This is a genomic window from Bifidobacterium sp. UTBIF-78, assembly GCF_006408945.1.
Classification (GTDB): Bacteria; Actinomycetota; Actinomycetes; order Actinomycetales; family Bifidobacteriaceae; genus Bifidobacterium; species Bifidobacterium myosotis.
On the sequence record NZ_JFAO01000017.1, the window covers coordinates 43,037 to 67,805 of the forward strand.

Below are 24,769 nucleotides of genomic sequence, written 5' to 3' on the forward strand. Positions count from 1 at the left end.
TCACCCTCACGAAGGACGTTGCCGGGGATCGCAGCCGCCCGACAACGCGCCCGAGGTCTCCATGGCTCATGGTGAGATGGGAGCATGATCGACGAAGTGATGATGCTGCGTCACGGACGCACCCAGTACAACCTCGCACACCGGCTGCAAGGCCAGATCGACGTGCCGCTCGACATCGTGGGCCAATGGCAGGCCGACCAGGCCGGCTACGCGCTCGCATCCCGCTACTACTGGGCCAAGGTGAACCGTCTGGCCGCGGACCCCGCACGCATCGCGCAACCCGGCCCGGATGCCGCCGCACGCACCGACATCCGCCAATGGCAGGAGGCGCCAGCCGCAGCACGGCGCATGGTGGTGGTCTCCTCGGACCTGTTCCGGGCCCAACAGACCGCCCACGCCTTCGCCGACCTGCTAGGTCTTGAGGTGCGGCTCGACGCGCGTCTGCGCGAACGCAGCTTCGGCCAATGGGAGGGATTCACACGCGCCGAGATCAAGGCGCAGGACGCCGAAGCATACGCCTCGTGGAAGCGGCACACCGGCGGCGAGACCAAATACGGTGTCGAAAGCCGGGCACAGGTGGGCGAGCGCGGCGCGGCGGCGGTCCGCAGCCTGATCAGGGAATACGACGATTCCGCCATGAAGGGTTCCGCCATCAAGGACCACTCTGACCCGGGAGCCGGGACACGGGCCGCCGCCGATGCGGCAGCGTCGCGGAATGTGGCCGGTGTGGAGCCGTCCGGGGCCGATGACGCCGCAGGGATCCGAACTACGCTGATGCTCGTCGGGCACGGATCGTGGATCACGGCCACCATCGCCAACCTGCTGGAGCTCGACCCGAACGGCATGAACTCGCTCGGCGGCATGCGCAACGCCTGCTGGTGCCGGCTCAAGGTGCGTCGCACGGTCAACGGGCGCCCCGTATCCGAACCGCTGTTCGAACTCGAGGAATACAACAAGGCGCCCGCCATCGCGGACATCGCCGATTGGGAGAATGGTCCGGCAGAGCTGCGCGGCCCCAACATGCCCGACTGGCGTCCCATCGTCTGGTAGCGCGCATCGGCCGATACGCACGGTGGCGAAGTTCCCAAGGTGGGTCTAGACTAATCACGGTTTGTGACACCGTACAGCGATAGAACACCGGAAAGCGCGGAAGGCGGGTGAGAAACGTCATGCTGAGAATCTTCAGCTCGATCAACGGCCAAGTGGAGCAGGTGGAGAAACCCGAGAACGGTGCCTGGCTATGTCTCAGCGAACCCACCGACGTCGAACTCGCCACCGTGGCCTCACAGACCGGCATCGACCTCGCCGACCTGCGCGCCCCCTTGGATGACGAGGAACGCTCCCGTGTAGACGTCGAGGACGAGTACACGATGATCATCGTGGACATCCCCACCGTGGAGGAGCGCGGCGGACGCGACTGGTACGAAACCATCCCTCTGTCGATCATCGTCACCGAAAACCTCATCATCACCGTGTGCATGCAGGACACCCCGGTGCTCCACCCGTTCATGGAAGGCACAATCCGCGGCTTCAACACCTACATGCGCTCGCGCTTCATCCTCCAGATCCTCTACCGCAACGCCACGATGTACCTGCGATACCTGCGCATCATCGACCGCGAAAGCGACAAGCTGGAACTGAAACTGCGCCACTCCATGCAGAACCGCGAGATCGTGATGCTCATGGAGCTGTCCAAGACCTTGGTGTACTTCACCACCTCCCTCAAATCGAACGAGATTGTGATGGAGAAGCTCACCACGCTGCAGCGCATCAAACAGTACCCGGACGACGAGGACCTGCTCGACGACGTCATCACCGAGAACAAGCAGGCCATCGAGATGGCCAACATCTACAGCGGCGTTCTCGCGAACATGACCGACGCCTTCGCCTCGATCGTGTCCAACAACCTGAACAACGTGATGCGCATCTTCACCATCATCTCCATCACGCTGTCCATCCCGACGCTGATCTTCTCGATGTACGGCATGAACTTCGTGCCCGGCCAGCTGGGCATGCCGTTCACCGACAAGACCTGGGGATTCACGCTCATCATCGTGATCTCCGTGGTGCTTTCCGGCGTGGTCACCTGGTTCCTCACGCGCTCCCGCATGTTCAAGTAAGGTCCGTGACGAAGAGTGATTGCCGACCGTGTGCGCAGACGTTTCGTCACCGTGACGGCCGCCGCGCTCGTCGCGGGGCTCACACTCGCCGGCTGCGGCCAGGTGCGCGTGACCACCGTGACCGGGGCGCCGGAAGGGCCGACCATCGCCATCGGCGTGTCCGCCGACGAGCCGGCCCTCGGCGTATGGCATGACGGCGCATACGAAGGCTTCGACGTGGACGTGGCCAAATACGTGGCCACCGAACTCGGATACGCGAACAAGCAGATCGTGTTCAAACAGGTCCGTCCCGGAACCCGCCAATCCATGCTGGACGACGGGTCGGTGGACATGGTAGTCGCCTCATGGCCAATCACCGCAGCGTCGAGCGCGGCCGTCGAATTCGCCGGCCCGTATTTGGAGACCGGCATGGGATTGCTCGTCCGCGCCGACGATTACGAGGGCGGGGCCGGCGATGGCGCCGAAGGCCGCAACCGGGGAGCGACGGACGACGGCGACGCGGCCGACGCCAAAGCCGAACCCAAGCCCGACGACTTCGCCGGCGGCGTCGTGTGCGCCGTCACCGGCGACGAGACCGCGCTCGCCGTCCAGCGGGAACACCCGGAGACGACATTGCAGGAACGCGACAGCTACGCCCAGTGCGTCACCGCGCTGCAGGTGGGCGCCGCGGACGCCATCGCCTCCGATTTGGCGATACTCTCCGGACTGCGTGCGGCGAACGGCCCGCAGTACATGGCCATGATCGCCGGCGAGGGCACCGTGCGTTACGGCATCGCCGTGGGCAAGGGCAATCCTCAGCTCGCGCAGAAGATCGCGGAGGCGTTGCAGGACATGGTCGAGGACGGCACGCTGGCGGCCGCGCGAACCGAGCTCAGGCGTCGGACCGGGCTTGAGACCACGCTCGTCGGCGATCCCAAGGCCATCGTCTCGGATGCTGAATCCAGTGCCGACTGAGGTGTGCGGCGTGTCCAGTTGCGCGGCTACCTTGCTGATTTATGAGTGACAACGAGAAGAGCACGCAAACCGAAGAGCCCGACTTCCGCTACAACGCCCGTCTGGCGCAGGACATCGAGAACAAGTGGCAGAAGTACTGGGACGAGCACGGCACCTTCTGGGCCGCCAACGTCAACGGCGATCTCACGGACGGCAGTGGCCGCAACGCCGAGGGGCGCCCTGCATATTTCGCCATGGACATGTTCCCCTACCCGTCTGGCAAGGGCCTGCATGTGGGCCATCCGCTGGGCTATCTGGCCTCCGATGTGGTGAGCCGCTACCACCGCATGAAGGGTGAGAACGTGCTGCACGCGATGGGCTACGATGCCTTCGGCCTGCCCGCCGAGCAGTACGCCGTGCAGACCGGCCAGCACCCGCGCATCACCACCGAGCAGAACATCGCCAACATGTCCCGCCAGCTGCACCGTATGGGCCTGAGCTTCGACAACCGCCGTACCTTCGCCACCATCGACCCCGGCTACGTGCGCTGGACCCAGTGGATCTTCTCGCGCATCTACGATTCCTGGTACGACGAGGACGCCACCAACCCGTCCGGCACCAAGGGCTCCGCCCGCCCGATCAGCGAGCTCGTCGCCAAGTTCGAATCCGGCGAGAAGGACATCCCCGGTCACGAGACGGACGGCAAGGCATGGGCCGACCTGACCGACGCCGAGCAGCAGGACATCCTCAACGACTTCCGCATCGCCTACATCTCCAAGTCCCCGGTCAACTGGTGCCCGGGCCTCGGAACCGTGCTGGCCAACGAGGAGGTCACCGCCGAAGGCAAGTCCGAGCGCGGCAACTTCCCGGTGTTCCAGCGAGAGCTGCGCCAGTGGTCCATGCGCATCACCAAGTACGGCCACCGCCTCATCGAGGATCTGGACGGCATCGACTGGCCCGAGAAGGTCAAGCTCATGCAGCGCAACTGGATCGGCGAATCCCACGGCGCCTCCGTGCACTTCACCGTGGCCACGCCGGCCGGCGACAAGGACATGGAGATCTACACCACCCGTCCCGACACGCTCTTCGGCACCACGTTCGCCGTGGTCTCCCCGGAGCACCACCTGCTCGAGGACGTGCCCGCCGAGTGGCCGGCCGAAACCCCGGAGGCTTGGAAGGGCGGCTACGCCACGCCGGTCGAGGGCGTGAAGGCCTACCGTCTCGCCGCCGAATCCAAGACCGCCAAGGACCGCGTGGACGAGGCCGGCGAGAAGACCGGTCTGTTCACCGGCCTGTACGCCACGAACCCGATCACCGGCGCGAAGCTTCCGCTGTTCACCGCCGACTACGTGCTTATGGATTACGGTACCGGCGCCATCATGGCCGTGCCGGGCGGCGACCAGCGCGACTACGATTTCGCGACCAAGTTCGGTCTGCCGGTCATCTACACCGTCCAGCCGCTGCCCGAATCCGGCGATTCCCTGGAGAACTACGAGGGCAAGGCGCCGTTCGTCTCTCACGACGGCATTGTGATCAACTCCGCCGTCGAGGCCACCAAGGCCAAGGGCGACGCGCTGTCCCTCAATGGTCTCCGCGTGGACGACGCCATCGCCAAGGTCAACGAATGGCTCGAGTCCGCGGGCGTGGGTAAGGGCACGGTGTCCTACCGTCTGCGTGACTGGCTGTTCTCCCGCCAGCGCTACTGGGGCGAGCCCTTCCCGATCGTCTACGGCGAGGACGGCACCCCGCACCTGCTGCCCGACTCCGCCCTGCCCATCAACCTGCCGGACGTGCCGGACTACCAGCCGCGCACCTTCGACCCGATGGACGCCGAATCCAACCCGGAGGCGCCGCTTTCGCGCAACGAGGATTGGGTCAAGGTCCAGCTCGATCTGGGCGACGGTGTGAAGACCTACTACCGCGACACCAACACGATGCCGAACTGGGCCGGCTCCTGCTGGTACTACATGCGCTACATCGACCCGACCGACACCGCCCACATGGTGGAGAAGGACGAGTTCGACTACTGGATGGGTCCGAACCACAACAAGTACTCCGGTGACGAGGGTGGTGTGGACCTGTACATCGGCGGCGTCGAGCACGCCGTGCTGCACCTGCTCTACTCCCGCTTCTGGCACAAGGTCCTCTTCGACCTCGGCTACGTGGACTCCGCCGAACCGTTCCACAAGCTGTTCAACCAGGGCATGATCCAGGCGTACGCCTACACCGACGACCGCGGCCAGTACGTGCCGGCCGACGAGGTCGTGGAGGGCCCGGCCGACGCCAACGGCGAGCCAACCTTCACCTGGCACGGCGAGCACGCCAACCGCGAGTTCGGCAAGATGGGCAAGAGCCTCAAGAACATCATCACCCCGGACTACATGTACGAGAACTACGGCGCGGACACCTTCCGCCTGTACGAGATGAGCATGGGCCCGCTGGACGAATCCCGTCCGTGGAACACGCGCAACGTGGTCGGCGGCATGCGCTTCCTCCAGCGCCTGTGGCGCAACGTGGTGGACGAGACCACCGGTGAGGCGCATGTGTCCGAGGATGCTCCGGACGAGAAGACCCTGAAGCTGCTCAACAACACCATCGCCGAGGTGACCGAGGAGATGGAGGGCATGCGTCCGAACACCGCCATCGCCAAGCTCATCGTGCTCAACAACCACCTGACCAGCCTCGAGTCCGTGCCGCGCGCCGCCGTGGAGCCGCTGATCCTCATGCTCGCGCCGATCGCGCCGCACATCTGCGAGGAGATGTGGTCCCGTCTCGGCCATGACGAGTCGCTGTCCGCCGCGCCGTGGCCGGTGGCCGACGAGCGCTACGTGGGCCACGACACCGTGACCGCCGTGGTGCAGATCAAGGGCAAGGTGCGCGCCAAGCTCGAAGTGCCGGTGGACATCGATCCTGCCGATCTGGAGAAGCAGGCCCTCGAGGCCGTCGCCTCCCGTCTCGGCGGCAAGGCGCCGCGCAAGGTGATCGTCAAGGCTCCGAAGATCGTCTCCATCGTGCCCGCCGAGTGATTGCCGCTCGACGGAAAGGGGTTGCGGCAAGTCACCGGCTTTGGACGCCCGTCCTGAACGGCTCCAGCGGGAAGCCTTTCTGCGCGGCCCCTCTGACGACGGGCTGTCGTCGAAGCTGGCTGGGGGAGAGACTTCCCCCGCCGGAGGTGAACTGCCGTGGTCGTCGGTGATTCGCAACGATCCAGATCGAAACGGTCCGGTCCGTTTCAATTGTGGATAACTGCATAAGCTGGAACCACATACCCCATTCCGGCTGGACAATAGGCCCATGAATCCTTCAGCGTGGATTCATGGGCCTATTGCATACTCACGCCAAGCAATCCAAAGACTCCGTCCGAGCGGGTCGGCGTCTGCGCGAACTCGCCGACTCCGCTGTGGACGCCGGCAGACGGGTTCGCGTCCAAGAATCCGACTGGGACCGACGAACGCCGATCACCCATGTACCTGTATCGCGGAAAGGTGATTCCCTCGCATGGCGGACAACCAATCCAGGTGCACCGCCACCGCCTCCCGGGCACACGCGCATTCGCGGTGTGCAGTCGCCGGGGGCAGCGTCACAATCCAAACAGCCGAGGCATGTCTCTCCACCGGTTGCTGTCGGACGGCCGGTGGCACCGCATCGGCCGGCATCTTCTCGCACGCCTGTGTCTGCGACGATTCGGCGTGTGGATGCCGGTGATGGGCCGGAACCGGGGTCGATGGCGCAGGATGGAGGTGGCGCCGGTCGGCAATCGCTTGCTGCGCTGATTGGAGTCCGCCAGTCCGATGCGGCAGGAGAGACCGCGCGGCGAATGCGGGACAAACCGCGTGTGGTGTTCACCGTCAATCATGCGCTTGTCGTGATTCTGCTCCTGATCGCCGCACTCGGCGTCAGTTTGACGATGCTGGTGCAGCAGTCGATGAACCTTGCTGCGTTGTCAGGTGCGGGAGGAGTTGCGGACATCAGCGCCGAGATGGCGGGGAACGGCGATGCGACGTCCGGTCGGACACAGGATGATGTGCGCGAGGGGGCATCCGGCGACGGGACGGAACGATCATCAGATGCGGATGCGGCTGGCGCCGGTTCCGCGGATGCTAACGACGCCGGTGATGCGGCGAACGGCGAATCCGATGCGGGAGCAGCGGGCGAATCGGTCGGCGGCGGTGCGACGTCCGGCACATCCGGAGAAGAGGGGATGCCAACGAATGCAGATGCAAACGCTGGCGCTGGGACAACGGATTCGGTCGATGACGGCCGTATCGATCTCAACACGGCCACTGCCGAACAGTTGCAGACCATCAACGGCATCGGTCCGGTGACCGCCGACCGCATTCTCGCCCATCGCCGGTCCATCGGACGGTTCACCAGCGTGGACCAGTTGCTGGATGTCAAAGGTATTGGGTCCAAAACGCTGGAGAAGATCCGCGGGCAGGTGACGGTGCGATGAATGACGATGCGATGAATGACGGTGCGATGAGCAGTGTCATGATGCACGGCGTCATGACTGACGACGACGGTAACGGTAATGGTAACGCCACTAGGGCGAGACGCGGCGGAACAGGTGGAAACCGCAAAGGATGCAATGCGGTGAACGCTTCGCCCCGACGACTATTGCATGCCCTTGTCGGCATGGATTGGATGCTGCGCGAACAAGGCAGCCGTGATTGGCGTCTCCTGCCGGCTGCTCTGACCATGTGGGCCTCCAGCCTTGCCGCTCACCTTGCCTTTGAACGATGGATGGCCGTCGGACAATCGGAGGGAGACGTCGCCTTTGCCGGAGGTTCGGGGCTGTCCGGTGGCTCCGATGCCGGCGGTGTTGCCGACGATGTTGTCGGTAGTGTCGTCAGTGGCGCAGCTCAGGTCGGGGCATCGCCGGTGAGCGACGCGGTCGAGGAATCGTTCGCGCATCTGCCGACATGCATCGGTGTCGTCGTGCCGGCGGTGGCGGTGCTGTCGATTGCACTGACGCTGATATGGTTCGGGTTCCGGCGCAATATCCGCTGGACCGGCACCGTGGCGGTATGCCTCGCCGTGGCGTGCGCCGGCGGCATCACGGCAATCGCTTCCGACACCGTGGCATGGCATGATCCGGCATCGGCATGGGCCAGGGAGCGGGGGACGTATACGAGGGTGTGGGGCATGGTCGTCGCCCCGGTGGTTGCCTCCGACCAACGCGCATACGACTGTCAGGTGGACGTGCGTCTTCACGGCGTCATCGCGGCGGATGATTCTGCAAGCGGCATGCGTCGTTCCGCTGCGAACGCCCGTTTGTACGCCGGACGGCGGCATTGCGCGGCATTGCATAGGGGAGCGTCATACCGTCTCGGTGGGACGCTTGAGGTGGCGGAATATGGCGGCATGCCGTTATGGCTGCTGGTGGAAGGCGGCGATGCGGTCGTGGAGGTGAGCGGCCCGCCGTTGCATCGTGCGGTGGTGGAGCACATGCAGCAGGCGTTCTTCCAGGTCACCGAACGGCTCTCCGATCAGGGGCGCATATTGGTGCCGGGACTGACCATGGGCGTGCTCGGACAGGATTACGTGGACCTCGTGACCATGGCGTCGGACGACGATGTGGGTTCGCCTGACGATGCCGTACAGGACGATTTCGTACGGGATAATTCCGCACAAAACGGTGCCACGCACGACGATTCATCGCGGTCCGGCAATCCGGCGCCTCTCAACGACACCTACGCCAACACGCTTGAGGACCGGTTCCGCCATTCCGGCATCATGCATCTCATGGCCGTTTCCGGCGGTCATTTCGTACTGCTGGCAGACATGGTCCGCAGACTGTGCAAACGATGGCTGATCCACCGGTACATCAGCGCCGGACTGATAGCGTTCGCATACGTGGTGTTGGCGCTGGTCGTGTTCCCCGGTGATTCGGTCACCCGTGCTCTCGTCATGGGGCTGATGGGAGCCGCGGCGCACGCCATCGGCCGACGGACGCAACCGTTGAGCGCCCTGTGTTGGACGGTGATCGGCGCGCTCACCCTCGACCCGGACATGTCACGAAGCTACGGATTCGCCCTGTCCTCGGCCGCCGTGCTCGGCATCGTGCTGTTCGCCGGTCCGCTGGGCGAGGTTTTGGGTCATGTATTGCCGGAAGCCATGGCGCAAATGGTTGCGATGACCGTGGGTGCACAACTGTTCACATTGCCGATTCAGATACTGATGGAACCTGAGCTGCCGTTGCTCTCCGTGCCGGCGAACCTGCTGGTCTCGCCGTTCGTGGGATTCGCGACGATCACCGGGCTCATGGCTCTGGCCTGCGCATGGTGCCTGCCGTGGCTGGCCGGGGCGCTTGCATGGGTCGCCTCCCTCGGCACGTTGGTGATGGAGCGGGTGGCGATGTGGCTGGGCGGTGGCGCGTGGGCGGTCATGCCGTGGCCGGACGGCGTGCTCGGAGCCATGCTGATGCTGCTGACGGAACTGTGCCTCGCTATGCTCGCCATAGCCATCGTCCGATGTGTGCGGCGGCTTCGCATCCCCGAACCGGGACTGCCCGGACGACGGTTCGGCTCCGCCCGCCGTGTGCGACTGGCCCTCTGGTGGCGGCAGACGCGCGATCTCCTGCATCCCTCATCCAAGGACTAGCGGTCTACGCCGCAAGTTCGTTGATTATGTTTTTGGCTCCCCTTGTTAGGACGTTGCCGTGAAGCAAACAGCGGAGCTGTTTGTAGGCGACGTGCGAGCCGACAGGCGAGCCAGCGGAACACGCGCGGAGCGCGTCCTTGATTGCAGGACGAGTTGGCCCGCGAAGCAAGTCTGAGGGGTGGTGAATTCAACAACGATTTTTTGGCGCGGCATACTAGCCGCCGAGGCCAGACCGTCAGCCGAGACGCCTGAGCAACGACTCGACATGCCCCTTGGCGCGCACATTGTACCGGGCCAGCTCGATGCGGCCGTCCGCGGCGATGGCGAACGTGGAGCGCAGCACGCCCACATGCGTCTTGCCGTACAGCTTCTTCTCGCCGTATGCCGCGTAGCGCTTGTGCACCGCGAGATCCGGGTCGGACAGCAATGGGAACGACAGGTGGTCGCGTTCGCGGAACCGCTGCAGTTTGGCCACCGGGTCCTTGGACACCCCCAGCACGGTGTAGCCAAGGGAGCCCAGTCGGGCCATGTTGTCGCGGAAATCGCAGGCTTCGGTCGTACAGCCAGGCGTCATCGCGGCGGGGTAGAAGTACAGGATCACCTTGCGGCCAGCCGCCGTCAGATCGGAAAGCGTCACAGTGGCTTCCGTGCCGTCGGGCTCGACGGCGGTCAGCGTGAAATCAGGAGCGGTCTGGCCCGGCTCAAGTCGCGCGGCAGGCGCTGCGGCAGCGGTCGTGGCGGTCGCAACGGTTGCGCCGTCGGCATCGGTCATACTCATGGATTCGATATTGGTCATGCCCTCCATCGTAGTGCGGCGTTACCGTATCCGGTTCCTACTATGTAATGACCGTAATCATTAAACGGCTCGGCTGTTCGACGATTGGCCGCCTTCCACCGACGGACATGTGCCGCGTCGGTGCACGGCCGCTGCTCCATCGGCTCCGGTCATATGATGCGGTGCGTAATGCGGCCGGCCTCGTCATCCGCCGGAATGCGGGGACGGGCGGATAGAGTGGGAGGGAGCGGACAATATCGATCCCGTAGCGAAGGAGTACTGGTCATGAGGTTCCTGCAGAAGTCATTCGATAAGTTTTCCCGCGCGTTTTCCCACAATGCAATCATCGAACCGTTCGCGCTGGCCCATGTGACCATCGTCACCGGCGACAAGGCGGGTACCGTGCGACGCAACATGACCATCCTGGTGGGGGCGAACGGCCGCATCGAGCAGATCGCACCGAGCATCGAAACAAGCATCCCCGAGGAATACCACTACCTCGACGGCACCGGGCGAACGGTGATGCCGGGCCTCATCAACCTGCATACCCACCTGTTCGCGCAGGGCAAGCCGCTCAACCCGAAACTCGCTACACCGCAGGGCCAGCGCATGGTCTCCTCGCTCGTCCACTCGCCGCTGGGCAGACCGTACCTCAACGCCCTAGTGAAGCGCAACGCCATGGAACTGCTCAAATCCGGCGTCACGACGATTCGCGCACTCGGCGACGTAGGTTACGAGGTGGTGGCCCTGCGCGACCGCATCAATGCGGGGGAGACGCCGGGGCCGCGCATCCTCGCATCCGGGCCGCTGCTGGCGATTCCGGAAGGACACGGCGCCCCGCTCATCGCCCTGACCAGCTCCACGCCCGAGGAGGCGCGCGAGACCGCCGCAAAGAACATCGCATCAGGCGTGAACGTGCTGAAGATCGCGGCCACCGGCGGCGTGACCGATGCGCAGAAGATAGGAGAGGCGGGCAGCCCGCAGATGAGCATCGATCAGATGCGGGCCATCTGCGACGAAGCCCACGGGCATGGCATCATCGTCGCCGCGCACGCGCAGAGTCCGGAAGGTGTGAGGCGCGCGCTCGCCGCCGGTGTGGACACCATCGAACACGGCAGTGCGCTCGACGACGAGCTCATCGCATTGTTCCGTCACAATCCCAACGCCTTGCGTGGCTACTCGGCGTTGGTGCCCACGCTATCCGCGGGGCTTCCGCTGACGATGATCGGTCAGGATGTGACCGGCATCACGGACATCCAATTGGAGAACTCCAAGATCGTGGTGGAGGGCATGGTCGCGGGCGCGCGGCAGGCGCACGAGGCCGGACTTGTGGTCGGCGTCGGCACCGACACGGGCATGACGTTCGTGCCGCAGTACGCCACATGGCGCGAGCTGGCGTTGCTGGTGCGATTCGCCGGGTTCACGCCGGCCGAAGCCATCCACGCCGTCACGCAGACGAACGCGACGATCCTGGGTGTCGATTCGGTGACCGGCGCATTGGAGCCCGGAAAAACCGCCGACCTGCTGGTGCTTGATGCCAATCCGCTCGATGATCTGCGCGCCTTGGCCCATCCCGCACTGGTCGTCGCCGCGGGACGGCCAGTATGGCATCCCAAGCCGGATCGGTTCCCTGAGATCGACGCCCTGCTCGACGAGGCGTTTGCGGATGATGCTCGTTCGAATGATGTACATGAGGATGAGGCGCACTCGGATGCGACCCATACGGATGAGACCTATACGGATGCGACCTATGTGGGTGAGACGCGCGCTTGATCTGCTTGGTACTTGGTTGGTGCTTGGTCATTCGCGGACCGAGCACTTACTGACCGAGCATCTACTGACCGAGCGCCAACCGGTGATGGCTGCTGTCACCGTCGCTTCTCGGCCAGTGCTTGGCCTGACACCGACGCTGGGCGGACGATTGGCGTTGCTGATAGGCCAAGCATTGGCTTGGTGTCGCCGTTGACAGGCTCAGCGTAGCTGTCAGGCCAGTGCATGGCCTGATGAATGCGCTGAAGGGGCGATAGACGGAGTCATTCGGCCAAGCCTTGGCCCGGCGGCGACGGTGACGGGCTCAACGTAGTTATCGGGCCACGGTCTGGCTTGGTAACGGCATCCCGTATGGCCTCAGCGGCGTTATCAGTCCAGTGCATGGCTCGGCAGCTGCTTTCGGCTACCGTGTCTGTGCGTCTTCGGGTTTCGTGGTATTGAGCTGCGCGTTCTTGGGCTGTGTGGTGGCGAGCTACGCAGCGTCAGTCTTCGCATTGCCGACCCCCGTGGCATCGAGGATGATGTAGTCGGAATCGTAGCGTTCGATGCCGGGCGTCTTGTCGTAGTCGAAGATCGTGCGATTGGGCTTGCCGGTGTCGAAGGCCTGGCGCACGGGTCGCATCGGAATCGGATTGAGTGCGGTGATGGCGATGGCGCTGCCTTCGATGCGCAGGGTGAGCCACGCCATATGATGGCGGTGCCGCCAGGAGGGGCACGGGTCCTGACCGCCGCCCGCCTCGACCCACATTGATTCGGGCACGTAGGCGAGCATACGGAATTCGATAGGGGTTCCGGCACAGAACAGAATACGCGGAATCGGGAAGTCGTCCGAATCGTCGTCCCCGTCGTCGCAATCGGGCTGTCGGACAATGACGATGCCAGGCGCGAATCCGTCGGTGTGCACGCCAAGGGTATGCGGGTCACGGACGAACCTGTGCCGGGTCCGGCTGCTCGGGATGTCCGCGATAAAGCCCCATGCGAAGAAGATGATGATTGCCGAGGGGATGACGATGCCCACGACGCACATCAGGATGACGATGACGTCGGTGAAGGTGACTACGAGATGCGGGTCGTCGCCATGATTCGTGACCAGCATCTGTCCGAACCGGTACTGTATGCCACCGATGCCGGTGATGATGAAGCTGAGCAGTATGAGCAGTCCCAGCGCTCCCATGACCATCGTGAAGACGTTGCCACCGCGTCTGCGCCACAACGCCGATACGGCGACCTGATGTGAGCCCTGCAGCCGTATGGGTTGCGGAAGCGTGTACGTGCGGGCACTCGCCTCCGGACCTGATTCCGATGCTGTGCTGATGCCATCGTTTGTGCCGTGAATGTTCATCGGCTTTCCCTTCCGCTGGTCCGCCGTCCGTTTCCTTCGCGCTCGCAGGAACGCGCTATGGCGGCGGTATCCTCAACTCCACGATATGCCACACTCTGGCCGGATTATGGACTGATTGTCGTCCATCGGATTTGATCCAGGTCCGCCGGTCGGTGTGGCGAGTTGTATGGGATGATGGAGTGCATGAGAGGTCAGGATGGCGACGTGTTCCGCGCCGGTCGTGGGGCAGAATCGCGAACATCGTGGCAGCGATTGTGGCCGTGCCGGACTGCTGACGGAAGACATCGCCATCCTCCTGGTCAGGAGACGGTTCGACAGTTGACGCGCCGGGCAGTGATAATCGGTGTGTGGACGATGGCTCATTGTGGGCGACATGCATATCTGCGTGCGTCGTCATGAGGTTTGGCCGATGTAGATGTGCCGCAGGATGTTTGCATGGCCGCGATGCGGGTTCCGGTTGCGATGATGGTTTGTGTTTTGGTCCAACGCGATGGTTCTACATAGAGCCGTAGAAGGAACAAGGTCAGGTGAGAATATGCCATGTGCCGTTCTTCTTCGAGCCCTTACGCGCAATCAGACCGGCTGTTTGCAATGCCTGTAGAGTCCGTTTTACGGTGGATTCGGATACCGTGAGTGCTTGCGCAGCTCTCCTGTAGGTAATTGATTCGTCTTCGCGAATCAATTCCAGTAGCTCTCGTTCTCTGACGGTGACACGTTTTGCATTTTCGGATGATGGGTCGTTTACGGTTTCATCTTCATGCCCCGGGTCATTTATTGGGTCATTTATTGGGTCATTTATTGGGTCATTTATTGGGTCATCGTAAGCGGATGTATCACTGCCGGTTGTGGTTTCTCCTACCCAGCGGACCGGCGCGAATGCCTCGAAGATGTCACCGTCGTCGAGCACGGGATTCTTGCCGGAGTATGGTTTCGAGTATTTGTACAGGTTGCGCATGCCGCTGCCGAGCTCGTCGGCCAGACCGATGTTGCGGAAGAACTTCGCGATGAACGGGTTCTTCGACACGGGTTTGAAGCTCGTGATGGCAAGTTGTCCCTGGAAGATCGCCTTGGAGGCGTTTTCCGTGTGTATGCCGTCGTTGAGGATCAGGAACTTGGCCGGGTACGGGCTGACGAACTCCCGGTGGATCATCAGGTTCGAGACCAGTTCGCGGATGATGATGTCCCTGGGACTGACGGATCGGTCCCCTTCGAGCATGAACCGGTCGGGAAGGTACCGTTTTGCGAAATCGGAGACGAGTTCCTGAGCCTCGATCAGGTTCGTGGTGACGATCAGCCGGTCGTCGTACCGATCCAGGTTCTCGCGGCGCACAATCGCATCGGTCCTGTATGCGGGCGCGATGCGGGAGATGACCTCGTCCCTGCCGAGGAGCATCACCGCGGCGAGGTTGAATCCCTCCTCCCCGGTGTCGTAGTTCATGCCATACAGGTCGGCGCTGCGCATCAGCTCCATGTCGTCCATTTCGGCCCATGGATGACCGGGGGTCTTCGCCGCCGCCATTTTGCGCACGCGCGGCAGCAGGTCCAGTCGGAAGTCGGACAGCTTGAGGTATCTGTATACGTGCTGTTCGCTGAAATGGTTCTGCTTGCGGATGTGCATCTGCGCGATCTGCGTTTCGCTGGTGATGCGGCGATCCACGTCCGCGACCCGGTCGTAGATCACATGTTTGAAGCCGACGACGGCGGGCCCGGCCGGCACCCACACGCGTATCACCAGTTTGTCGTCGAATTCGATGCGTTCGGTCTCGATGGCCGGGGCGGTGCTGAACAGCTTCGGGTTGCCGACCACGTTGGCCAGATTACGTTCGATGGCTGTGGCCTGGGTGCGGTCGATGCCCTCGACGGTGCCGTCGTCGAGCACGCCAAGGAATATGGAGCCGCCGAACCGGTTGTTGAACGAGCAGACTGTCTCGAACGTGTCGGCTTCGGGCTGAACGCCGCAACGTTTGAATTCGACGGAGATGCTTTCGCCGCGTTTGAGCACGGCGGCAAGTTCCGTGGCGTTCATATGACCTCCTCGTGTCATACGCAGGCTGCTGCCGATGTGTTGTCACGGCCGTTCGGTCCATCGTTTCACTGGACCGTGTTGTACGTCGCGCATGTTGCCGGGCGCGTTACTGTATGGACATGGTAGCTTGACCGGTGAGACGACGGGAATGCGGGGATGTGACAGAGCCTTGGCCCGATGCCATGCCTCACGGGCCAGCAACCCTCACATGTGTATACCTCGTACGGCGCGGCTGGCTGCGGCATCATCATGGTCCGCTTTTTGGGGACTCTTCTCAGGCACCGATTTCTTGTAGCAAGGCCCTCCTGGCTCTGTTAGACGGACGGCTCGTCATACATAGCGCTAATCATGCTTTTGATGGCCGACCATATCCCTGTGATGCACATTTGCAATGACCTTTGACTGACCCTGATGCGGGCATCGATTTGGGTGCGGGCGTCGAGGACGATGATATCCCGGTGGAAATTGCCGGCATGGGCCAGGACAAGGCACAGAGCCAGCTTGAGTCGATGGGTTATATGGTCACGTTGGAGCCGCGTTCCTCCAGCCACAAGTATCTGGGCAGGATTGTGGGCTCGAATCCGGGCAACAGCACGAAAGGATGCAATGGAACCGGTCGTGCCGCTTTCCGCAGCTAGGTGGAGGGGTATGGTCTCGTTACTGTTCGGCAATCAGGCGGAACGCAATCGAGAAGCCGTGGCGCCCGCCAACACGCCGGTCGAACATGTGTTCGATTTTTGTCGCGAGTTCGGGTATCCTTGGGGCAGGTTCGGTGTATGCGACTGCTGAGGGGCGGTGACATGCACCTGCGGTGACGGAATCGGCGGTGGAACCGTTGGCGTGGATACGTCGAATGCGGTGATGTGGGCCGCATGTGCGGGCGGTTAGAAAGGCGGGAGACTGTGGCGGCAACGCAGGCTGGCGCGAAGCGCGCGACTGGAAACAAGGGGAGGAATGGCGAGGTCATCGTCGAAAAGGTGATGACCAGCGACTCGTTTCTGGCCAGGGAGATCAGGAAGGCGCCGCTCGTCGAGCATGACGGCGCGCTGGTCGCTGATATTTCGCATATTCCCAACGATCTGAAGATCACGATTCAGGGCGCGCGCGAGCATAACCTTAAGAACGTGGATTTGGCGATTCCGCGCAATCGCATGGTTGTGTTCACCGGTCTGTCCGGATCGGGCAAATCCTCGCTTGCGTTCGATACGCTGTTCGCCGAAGGCCAGCGCCGGTATGTCGAATCGCTGTCCGCGTATGCCCGACAGTTCCTGGGGCAGATGGACAAGCCCGATGTCGATTTCATCGAGGGTCTGAGCCCCGCGGTCTCCATCGACCAGAAGACCACGAACCGCAACCCGCGATCCACTGTGGGCACCATCACCGAGATTTACGATTACCTGCGACTCCTGTTCGCGCGCACCGGCGTGCCGCACTGCCCGGAATGCGGCGAGCCCGTGGCCTCTCAAACTCCGCAGCAGATCGTGGATACGCTGCTCGACTATCCCGAGCGCACCCGCTTCCAGATTCTCGCGCCGGTGGTCCGCGGCCGCAAGGGCGAATTCGTGGACATGCTCGAGCTGCTGCGCTCCGACGGCTACGCCCGCGCGCTCATCGACGGTGAGATGAAACAGCTTTCCGAGGATATCAAGCTCACCAAGCAGAAGAAGCACACCATCGAGGTGGTGGTGGACCGTCTGGTGATCAAGGAAGGCATTCGTCAAAGGCTCACCGATTCGGTGGAGACGGCCCTGAAACTCGCCAACGGTAGCATTGTCATCGATTTCGTGGATGAGGAGGAAGGCAGCCCGGCTCGTCGTCGGCCGTTCTCCGAACATCGCAGCTGCCCGAACGGGCACACGCTGGAACTCGACGAGGTCGAACCGCGTACCTTCTCCTTCAACGCGCCCTACGGTGCGTGTCCGGCCTGCACCGGCCTCGGCTTCAAACTGGAGATCGACCCGGACCTCGTCATCTCCGATCCGGACAAGTCCTTGGCCGAAGGCGTCATCGAGCCGTGGAGTGGCACCAAGATGACCTCCCAGTACTACGGCCATATTCTGGAGGGTCTGGCACGGGAGATGGGCTTCTCGATGCGCACCCCATGGAAGGATCTGCCGGAGGACGTGCGCCACGACATCCTGTACGGCCACGACTTCAAGGTGGACGTCTCCTACCGCAACCGATGGGGCCGTCTGCGTGAATACTCCACGGGCTTTGAGGGCGTGGTGCGCACCCTCATGCGCCGGCATGACGAGACCGACTCCCAGTCCATGCGCGAATACTACGAGTCCTACATGCGCGAGGTGCCCTGTCAGGTGTGTCAGGGCCGCAGACTCAAGCCCGAGGTGCTGGCCGTCACCGTGGAGGGCAAGTCCATCTTCGACGTATGCGACATGCCTGTGGTCCGTGAACTCGAATGGGTGAACGGACTGAAGCTTGAAGGCTCCGCCGCGATGATTGCCGGCGAGGTGCTCAAGGAGATTAAGGCGCGTCTCGGCTTCCTCAACGACGTCGGCCTCGACTACCTCACGCTTTCCCGCGCGGCCGCCACGCTGTCCGGCGGTGAGGCGCAGCGCATCCGTCTCGCCACGCAGATCGGCTCGGGACTGGTGGGTGTCATGTATGTGCTCGACGAGCCGTCCATCGGCCTGCACCAGCGGGACAACGAACGACTCATCGAAACGCTGCACCACTTGCGTGACCTCGGCAACACGCTCATCGTGGTCGAGCACGACGAGGATACGATACGTCAGGCCGACTGGGTGGTGGACATCGGTCCGGGCGCCGGCGAGCATGGAGGCGAGGTCATCTATTCCGGTCCGGCCAAGCATCTCATCGAGGCGAAGCGTTCAATCACTGGCGACTACATCGCCCATCGACGCGAGATCACCGTCCCCGAGCGCCGGCGCAAGGTCCATCGGACCAAGGTGCTCAAAGTGGTCGGTGCACGCGAGAACAACCTCAAGAACATCGACGTGAGCTTCCCGCTCGGTGTGTTCACCGTGGTCACCGGGGTCTCCGGCTCCGGCAAATCTTCGCTGGTCAACACGATTCTGTATCCGGTGCTTGCCGACAAACTCAACGGCGCACGCATCGTGCCGGGCAAGCACACGCGCGTCGAAGGCGTGGACCAGGTGCGCAAGGTCATCCATGTGGACCAGAACCCGATTGGCCGCACGCCACGCTCCAACCCCGCCACCTACACCGGCGTGTGGGACAAGATCCGCACGCTGTTCGCCAAGACCCCCGAGGCACAGGTGCGTGGCTACGGGCCCGGCCGGTTCAGCTTCAACGTCAAGGGAGGCCGCTGCGAGGCATGCCACGGCGACGGCACGCTGAAGATCGAGATGAACTTCCTACCCGACGTCTACGTGGAATGCGAGACCTGCCACGGCAAGCGCTACAACCGCGAGACGCTCGAGGTGAAGTACAACGGCAAGACCGTCTCCGATATCCTCGATATGCCCATCGAGGAGGCGGCCGACTTCTTCAAGGCGTACACCGGCATCTCCCGGTACCTCAAAACCCTGGTGGACGTCGGACTCGGCTACATCCGCCTCGGACAGCCCGCGCCGACGCTCTCCGGCGGCGAGTCGCAACGCGTCAAGCTCGCCACCGAACTGCAGCGCAGATCCGACGGCAAGACCGTGTACATCCTCGACGAGCCGACCACCGGCTTGCACTTCGAGGACGTGAACAAGCTGCTCAAGGTGCTGCAATCGTTGGTGGACAAGGGCAATACAGTCATCGTCATCGAGCACAACCTTGATGTGATCAAGGAGGCTGACTGGATCATCGATCTGGGTCCGGAGGGCGGCGACGGCGGCGGCACCGTCGTCACGCAAGGCACCCCGGAGCAGGTGGCCGAATGCGAGGACTCGTGGACGGGCAAGTTCCTCAAGCCGATGCTGAGCAAACGGCAATCCTGATTATCGACTATGACGATTGCCGGAGCCGGGGTGCGTGGCCCGACCGTGCGGATTGGGTTTGGGGGATCCGGGACGCGAACGTCACCCGATATGTCGAACGATGCCTTGTCACTCCGGGGAAGGATGCATATCCCTTTCCGGCAAGGTCGGCGCGATCGGATGCGCCGAAACTATCCATTTCGGTCGGTGTCAATCCTGATAGGCATATGGTTCGTATAAGTACATGGTTCGTATAGGTACGTTGTTCGTAAGGCATTGAGGAGGATTATGACGAACGATATCGAGCGGCATAGTCCGGACGAGTGGCGGAAGACCGCCGCGGCGCTGATGTCTCAGAGGCCTCAGAGTGATACGTCGGGCGCCGCAGACGTGAAGGTGAATGTGAACGGAGCCCCTTTGCTGGGGGACTCCCGTGATCTGTTCCGGCCGAAGACCTCGGACATCCCGGCCCGGCCCGGCGTATACAAATGGCGCGACGGCGAGGGCCGGGTCATCTACGTGGGCAAGGCCAAGAGCCTGCGCAACCGCCTGACCAATTACTTCCAACCGTTGTACCTCCTGCACCCTCGCACCCAGACGATGGTGCTCACGGCCCGCAGCCTCGAATGGACCGTCGTGGCCACGGAGCTGGAATCCTTGACCCTCGAATACACGTGGATCAAGGAGTTCGACCCGCGGTTCAACGTGCAGTTCCGCGACGACAAGACCTACCCGTATCTGGCGGTGAGCACGGGGGAGCGCATTCCCCGCGTCTGGGTCACCCGATCCCGCAAACGCCGGGACACCAGGTATTTCGGCCCCTACGCCAAGGTATGGGAACTGCGGCACAGCCTCGACCGGTTGCTCAAGACCTTCCCGGTGCGCACTTGCACCACCAACGTGTTCCACAAGGCGCAGCTCACCGGCAGACCGTGTCTGCTCGCCTCGATCGGCAAATGCTCCGCGCCGTGCGTGAACCGGATCGATACGGATGAGCATCGTCGTCTCGCCGAACAGTTGGTGGGTGTGATGACCGGCCGACTGGGGCGCCCCTACATCGCGCAGCTCACCCGTGAGATGAAGGAGGCGAGCGCCGAACTCGAATTCGAGAAGGCCGCACGCCTGCGCGACCAGATTCAGATGCTCGAGACGGTGGTACAGCAGAATGCGGTCGTCTTCGATCAGGATGTGGACGCCGACGTGTTTGGTTTCGCCAGTGACGAACTCGAGGCCTCCGTCCACGCCTTCTATGTGCGCGCCGGATCGATTCGTGGCGAGCGCAATTGGAGCGTCGAGCGTGTGGAGGACATCGCCGACGGCGACCTCATGGCCGACCTCATCGTCCAGGTGTATTCGGACGCTTCTGGCGACGCCGGCTCCCAGCTGGCTGCATCACAGTCCATTGCCGGCGATGAGGCCGCCGTCGTGTCACAACCGATGTCACAATCGACATCGCAATCGGCGCAGCAATCGACATCGCGATCCGCGTCGCCATCGGCGGTGACGGCGACGCGGGGCGACGCAGACGTGACGCTCGAATCATCCGCATCCGGTTCGATGGCGGGTTCCGCGTTCGACCCCGCATCTGATGGCGCTGCCGGTGCCGTATCCGATATCGCGTCCGCCATGATGACCGGAGGAGCGGCCATCTCCGAACGGCGCGAGGCGATCGGCTCCACGCAGACCATCACCGCTACCGACGCCCTGGCCCGGGCCAGGGCTACCCGTGAGCGCAACAACCGGCAGGAGATGACCGGTCGCGCCGATTTGCTCGCCCCCATCGCCCCAGTGCCTCGGGAGATCATCGTGCCCATCGAGCCGACGCGCCGCGAGGAGCTCGAACGCTGGTTGACGGGGCTGCGCGGGGGAGCGGTGAGCATCCGTGTGGCCTCCCGTGGCGACAAGAAGCAGCTTATGGACCGAGCCAACGAGAACGCCAATCAGGCGCTGGCCCGTGCGAAGATGAGCCGCATCTCGGATATGGGCGCTCGAACCCAAGCCATGAACGACGTGGCCAAGGCGCTGGGACTCACCGAAGCGCCGCTGCGCATCGAATGCTACGACATCTCCAACACCGTGGGTGGCGCGTTCCAAGTGGCCTCGATGGTGGTGTTCGAGGACGCCGTCGCCAAGAAATCCGAATACCGTCGCTTCGCGATCCGCGGCAAGGATGGCACTGGTGCGGTGGACGACCTCTCAGCGCTCTATGAGACGCTCACCCGTCGCTTCCGGCACGGCAATATCGCCGGCGATTCGGGCGACAGCATCGACGCCGAGCAGCGGGTGGCCAAAGCAGCCAAGGATCGTGACCAGGCCGTGCAGACAGTGCAGGCCGGTACCTCGCAGAACGACGACCTCGTCCAGCAGAACACCGATCGGAGGCATTTCGCCTACAAGCCGAATCTGGTCGTCGTCGATGGGGGCCGTCCGCAGGTCATGGCAGCGGCCAAGGCCTTGGAGGACTGCGGCGTGGATGATGTGGCGGTCTGCGGTCTGGCGAAACGGCTCGAAGAGGTCTGGGTGCCGGATGACGATTATCCGATCATCCTCAAACGACAGTCCGAAGGCATGTACCTGCTACAGCGGGTGCGCGACGAATCGCATCGTTTCGCCATCACCTACCACCGCCAGCAACGGCGCAAGGGCGCCTTGCGCAGTGCCCTCGACGAAATTCCCGGCATCGGCGAGAGCTACCAGAAACGGCTGCTCGCCCACTTCGGGTCGGTCAAGGCGATGCGCGACGCCTCGATCGAGGAGTTCGAGGCGGTCAAGGGTATTGGCCATGCCAAGGCCGAGGCGCTGTACCGGGCCCTGCACGCCGAGTCCTCCGCCCGGGACGGCAAGTCCGCCCGGGATGGCAACGATAAGCAGGTAATCGCCATGGCAGCGGACTGATGATTGATGGATGATCGATGGCTGTCCGGTGTCTCAACGCGATTACCGTGATGACAGAGCGATGACGGGATGGGCGTTGAGCCGTCACTACGCCGCTTTCAAGCCGTTGCCGAATCGATCTGAGCCGATGCGCGGGCAAGACACAGACAGGTAGAACCTTAAGTTTCGGCGACCGCCCCGTGAATGTAACAGCTTCTGCCCACGTAGTCAGCTAGCATGGGGAACGTCAACGAAGGAGGGGATATGGTCAACCATCGCTGCGCGGTACTTGGCAAGCCCATCGCGCATTCGCTTTCGCCGGTGCTGCACAACGCCGCGTATCGTTCGTTGGGGCTGAACGACTGGTTCTACGACAAACACGAGGTCGGCGAGGAGGAGCTGGACTCCTTCCTGAAAGGGCTGGACCCCTCATGGGCCGGCCTGAGCCTGACCATGCCGCTGAAGAAGACCATCCAGCCGTATGGTGTGCCCTCGAACCTGTGGGCCAAGGAGCTGCGCATCGCCAACACCGCCGTGTTCGACTGGGAACAGGCGACCTATGACGATCCGGCGTGGCCCCACGGCAAACCGGGCATCCGCCTCTACAACACCGACGTGGTGGGCATCCAACTCGCCTTCGACAACGCCAATCGGGAGCTCGGCGCCCACCACGGACCGGACAGGAAGCATAACGCGCTCATCATCGGCAACGGCAACACGGCCACCTCGGCCGCCGCAGCCTGCGCGATGATGCAGGAGATAGGCCACGTCACCGTCGTCGCCCGGCACCCGGGCAAGAATCCCGGACTCGGCGACGTGCTGGGCAGGTTCATCACCACCCATCATCCGTACGACGAGATTCCGCTGTCCGACGCCGAAGCGGTGCTCGCTGCCGCGGGCGATGCGACGTACGTCATCAACACCATTCCCGGGCACGCGGCCGACGCCGTGGCCGATACGCTTGCCGCCGCCCTGGCCGGCACCGCACCGTTCACCGGTCTGCTGCTCGATGTGGTCTACGATCCGCGCCCCACCAAGCTCATGGCCGTATGGCGCTCCCGCGGCGGCCGCGCCATCGGAGGCGAGGAGATGCTGCTGTACCAAGCCCTCGTACAGGTGCTGCTGATGACCGGTATCTGGGACGATGATCCGCCCAGCGACGCCGACCGGCGGCTGCAGGACACCACCACCGAGGACGACCACTTGGAGATAGCCATGCGCAGGGCGCTTGAGGAGGCGTTGTGATGAATCAGCCGACCCCGAACATCGGCTCCGAACCCGGGTCCGTCTTGGCGAACACCACGCAGGACCGTGATGGCACGCAATCGGACAACACGCGGCCGGACGGCATGTCGCCGGCCGGTGCGCTGTCGTCCGACGCACGATCGACATCCGACGCGCAATCGTTAGGAACCCGGCCGAACCCCCTTGATTCGTTCGAGGTGCTCCTCATTACGGGCATGTCCGGCGCGGGTCGTTCGCACGCGGCCGACTGTGTGGAGGACATGGGCTGGTATGTGGTGGACAATCTGCCGCCCAAACTGCTCGTGCCGCTCGTGGACATGATGACCACCTCCGGCAAGGACGGTGGCGTGCACAAGCTCGCCGCCGTCATCGATGTGCGGTCCCGCAGCTACTTCGACGACCTGTCCGCCGTGCTGGGGCATCTCGACGACCTCGGCGTGAAGACTCGCATCCTTTTCCTCGACGCTAGCAACGAGGTGCTCATCAAACGGTACGAGTCTGTCCGACGCCCGCACCCGTTGCAGCATGGTAACCGCCTCGTCGACGGCATCCTTGAGGAGCGTCAGCTGCTCGGCAACCTTAAGGAGCGCGCCGACTGGGTGATCGATACCAGCAAGCTTTCCATCCATCAGCTTTCCACGCGGCTCTACGAGGCGATGCTGGGTTCCGGGCCCACGACCGTCGCGGTGCACATCTTCAGCTTCGGTTTCAAGTACGGCATGCCCATCGACGCCGACTTCGTGGCGGATGTGCGCTTCCTGCCCAACCCCTTCTGGGTGCCCTCGCTCCGGGAGTTGACAGGGCGGGACAAGCCGGTGGCCGACTACGTACTGTCCAGCAAGGGCGCCAAGGAGTTTCTCGATGCCTATGAGAGGGCCATCGAAATCGCGCTGGAGGGGTATGCACAGGAGGACAAGCACTATCTGACCATCGCCGTGGGATGCACCGGGGGGCAGCACCGCTCCGTGGCGATGAGCGAGGAGCTCGCCCGTCGCCTTCGTGCGCACGGCCTCAATGTGACCGTTTCCGCGCGTGAACAGCACAAAAGTCGGTCGTCCTGAATGACCACACTGCGAGAAGAAGTAGCCCGAAATGGCCATCGAACGGGTTTGCTTGTCCACGAGATTAGGTATCACAGAAAGCCGATGGCTGCCGGCGCGTCACATGTGCGAG

General features: G+C 63.2%; 14 protein-coding genes and 1 pseudogene. 12 read left to right on the top strand and 3 right to left on the bottom strand.

Translation table 11 applies throughout. From position 1 onward, the window contains the following. The first annotated feature begins 84 nt into the window (after positions 1-84). The 6 genes from BG22_RS10815 (at position 85) to BG22_RS04625 (ending at position 9,656) form a co-directional block, all read left to right on the top strand. Complete coding sequence (locus BG22_RS10815) at positions 85-1,050, top strand: histidine phosphatase family protein (RefSeq protein ID WP_181163379.1); 966 nt, start codon at positions 85-87, stop codon at positions 1,048-1,050. A 119-nt stretch (positions 1,051-1,169) separates the two neighbouring features. After that, positions 1,170-2,120: a magnesium transporter CorA family protein gene (locus tag BG22_RS04605; RefSeq protein WP_094668141.1), complete on the top strand. Its 951-nt coding sequence runs from the start codon at positions 1,170-1,172 to the stop codon at positions 2,118-2,120. Positions 2,121-2,150: 30 nt separating this feature from the next. After that, on the top strand, positions 2,151-3,074 hold the full coding sequence (locus BG22_RS04610; RefSeq protein WP_258186203.1) for a transporter substrate-binding domain-containing protein: 924 nt from the start codon (positions 2,151-2,153) through the stop codon (positions 3,072-3,074). 41 nt (positions 3,075-3,115) lie between these two features. Beyond that, complete coding sequence (gene leuS, locus BG22_RS04615) at positions 3,116-6,079, top strand: leucine--tRNA ligase (protein ID WP_140493686.1); 2,964 nt, start codon at positions 3,116-3,118, stop codon at positions 6,077-6,079. Positions 6,080-6,777: 698 nt separating this feature from the next. Beyond that, on the top strand, positions 6,778-7,506 hold the full coding sequence (locus BG22_RS11115) for a ComEA family DNA-binding protein (RefSeq protein WP_375137693.1): 729 nt from the start codon (positions 6,778-6,780) through the stop codon (positions 7,504-7,506). Between the two features lie 182 nt (positions 7,507-7,688). Continuing rightward, entirely contained in the window at positions 7,689-9,656 is a 1,968-nt protein-coding gene (locus BG22_RS04625) for a ComEC/Rec2 family competence protein (protein WP_258186205.1), read from the top strand. 235 nt (positions 9,657-9,891) lie between these two features. Here BG22_RS04625 and BG22_RS04630 read toward each other — a convergent pair whose 3' ends face one another. Beyond that, positions 9,892-10,428, bottom strand: coding sequence for a peroxiredoxin (locus tag BG22_RS04630; RefSeq protein ID WP_140493729.1), 537 nt, complete (start codon positions 10,426-10,428; stop codon positions 9,892-9,894). Positions 10,429-10,716: 288 nt separating this feature from the next. On the opposite strand from BG22_RS04630, the pseudogene BG22_RS04635 reads away from it, so the two are divergent. Further along, positions 10,717-12,096, top strand: a pseudogene (locus BG22_RS04635) (amidohydrolase family protein); the annotation flags it as partial. Positions 12,097-12,673: 577 nt separating this feature from the next. Here BG22_RS04635 and BG22_RS04640 read toward each other — a convergent pair. Together BG22_RS04640 and BG22_RS04645 are read right to left on the bottom strand one after the other, a co-directional pair. Next, positions 12,674-13,543, bottom strand: a complete 870-nt coding sequence (locus BG22_RS04640; RefSeq protein WP_140493690.1) for a hypothetical protein — start codon at positions 13,541-13,543, stop codon at positions 12,674-12,676. 523 nt (positions 13,544-14,066) lie between these two features. Next, complete coding sequence (locus BG22_RS04645) at positions 14,067-15,569, bottom strand: RNA-binding domain-containing protein (RefSeq protein WP_181163380.1); 1,503 nt, start codon at positions 15,567-15,569, stop codon at positions 14,067-14,069. A gap of 398 nt (positions 15,570-15,967) precedes the next feature. On the opposite strand from BG22_RS04645, the gene BG22_RS04650 reads away from it, so the two are divergent. The 5 genes from BG22_RS04650 (at position 15,968) to rapZ (ending at position 24,657) form a co-directional block, all read left to right on the top strand. Then, positions 15,968-16,207: a hypothetical protein gene (locus BG22_RS04650; RefSeq protein WP_140493694.1), complete on the top strand. Its 240-nt coding sequence runs from the start codon at positions 15,968-15,970 to the stop codon at positions 16,205-16,207. A 234-nt stretch (positions 16,208-16,441) separates the two neighbouring features. After that, positions 16,442-19,498 (top strand): excinuclease ABC subunit UvrA, encoded by a 3,057-nt coding sequence (gene uvrA, locus BG22_RS04655; RefSeq protein ID WP_181163381.1) that lies wholly within the window; start codon positions 16,442-16,444, stop codon positions 19,496-19,498. Between the two features lie 267 nt (positions 19,499-19,765). Continuing rightward, entirely contained in the window at positions 19,766-22,372 is a 2,607-nt protein-coding gene (uvrC, locus tag BG22_RS04660) for an excinuclease ABC subunit UvrC (RefSeq protein WP_140493696.1), read from the top strand. Between the two features lie 243 nt (positions 22,373-22,615). Further along, on the top strand, positions 22,616-23,596 hold the full coding sequence (locus BG22_RS04665) for a shikimate dehydrogenase (protein WP_140493698.1): 981 nt from the start codon (positions 22,616-22,618) through the stop codon (positions 23,594-23,596). 104 nt (positions 23,597-23,700) lie between these two features. Beyond that, positions 23,701-24,657, top strand: coding sequence for an RNase adapter RapZ (rapZ, locus tag BG22_RS04670; RefSeq protein WP_375137694.1), 957 nt, complete (start codon positions 23,701-23,703; stop codon positions 24,655-24,657). The last annotated feature ends 112 nt before the right edge of the window (positions 24,658-24,769 follow it).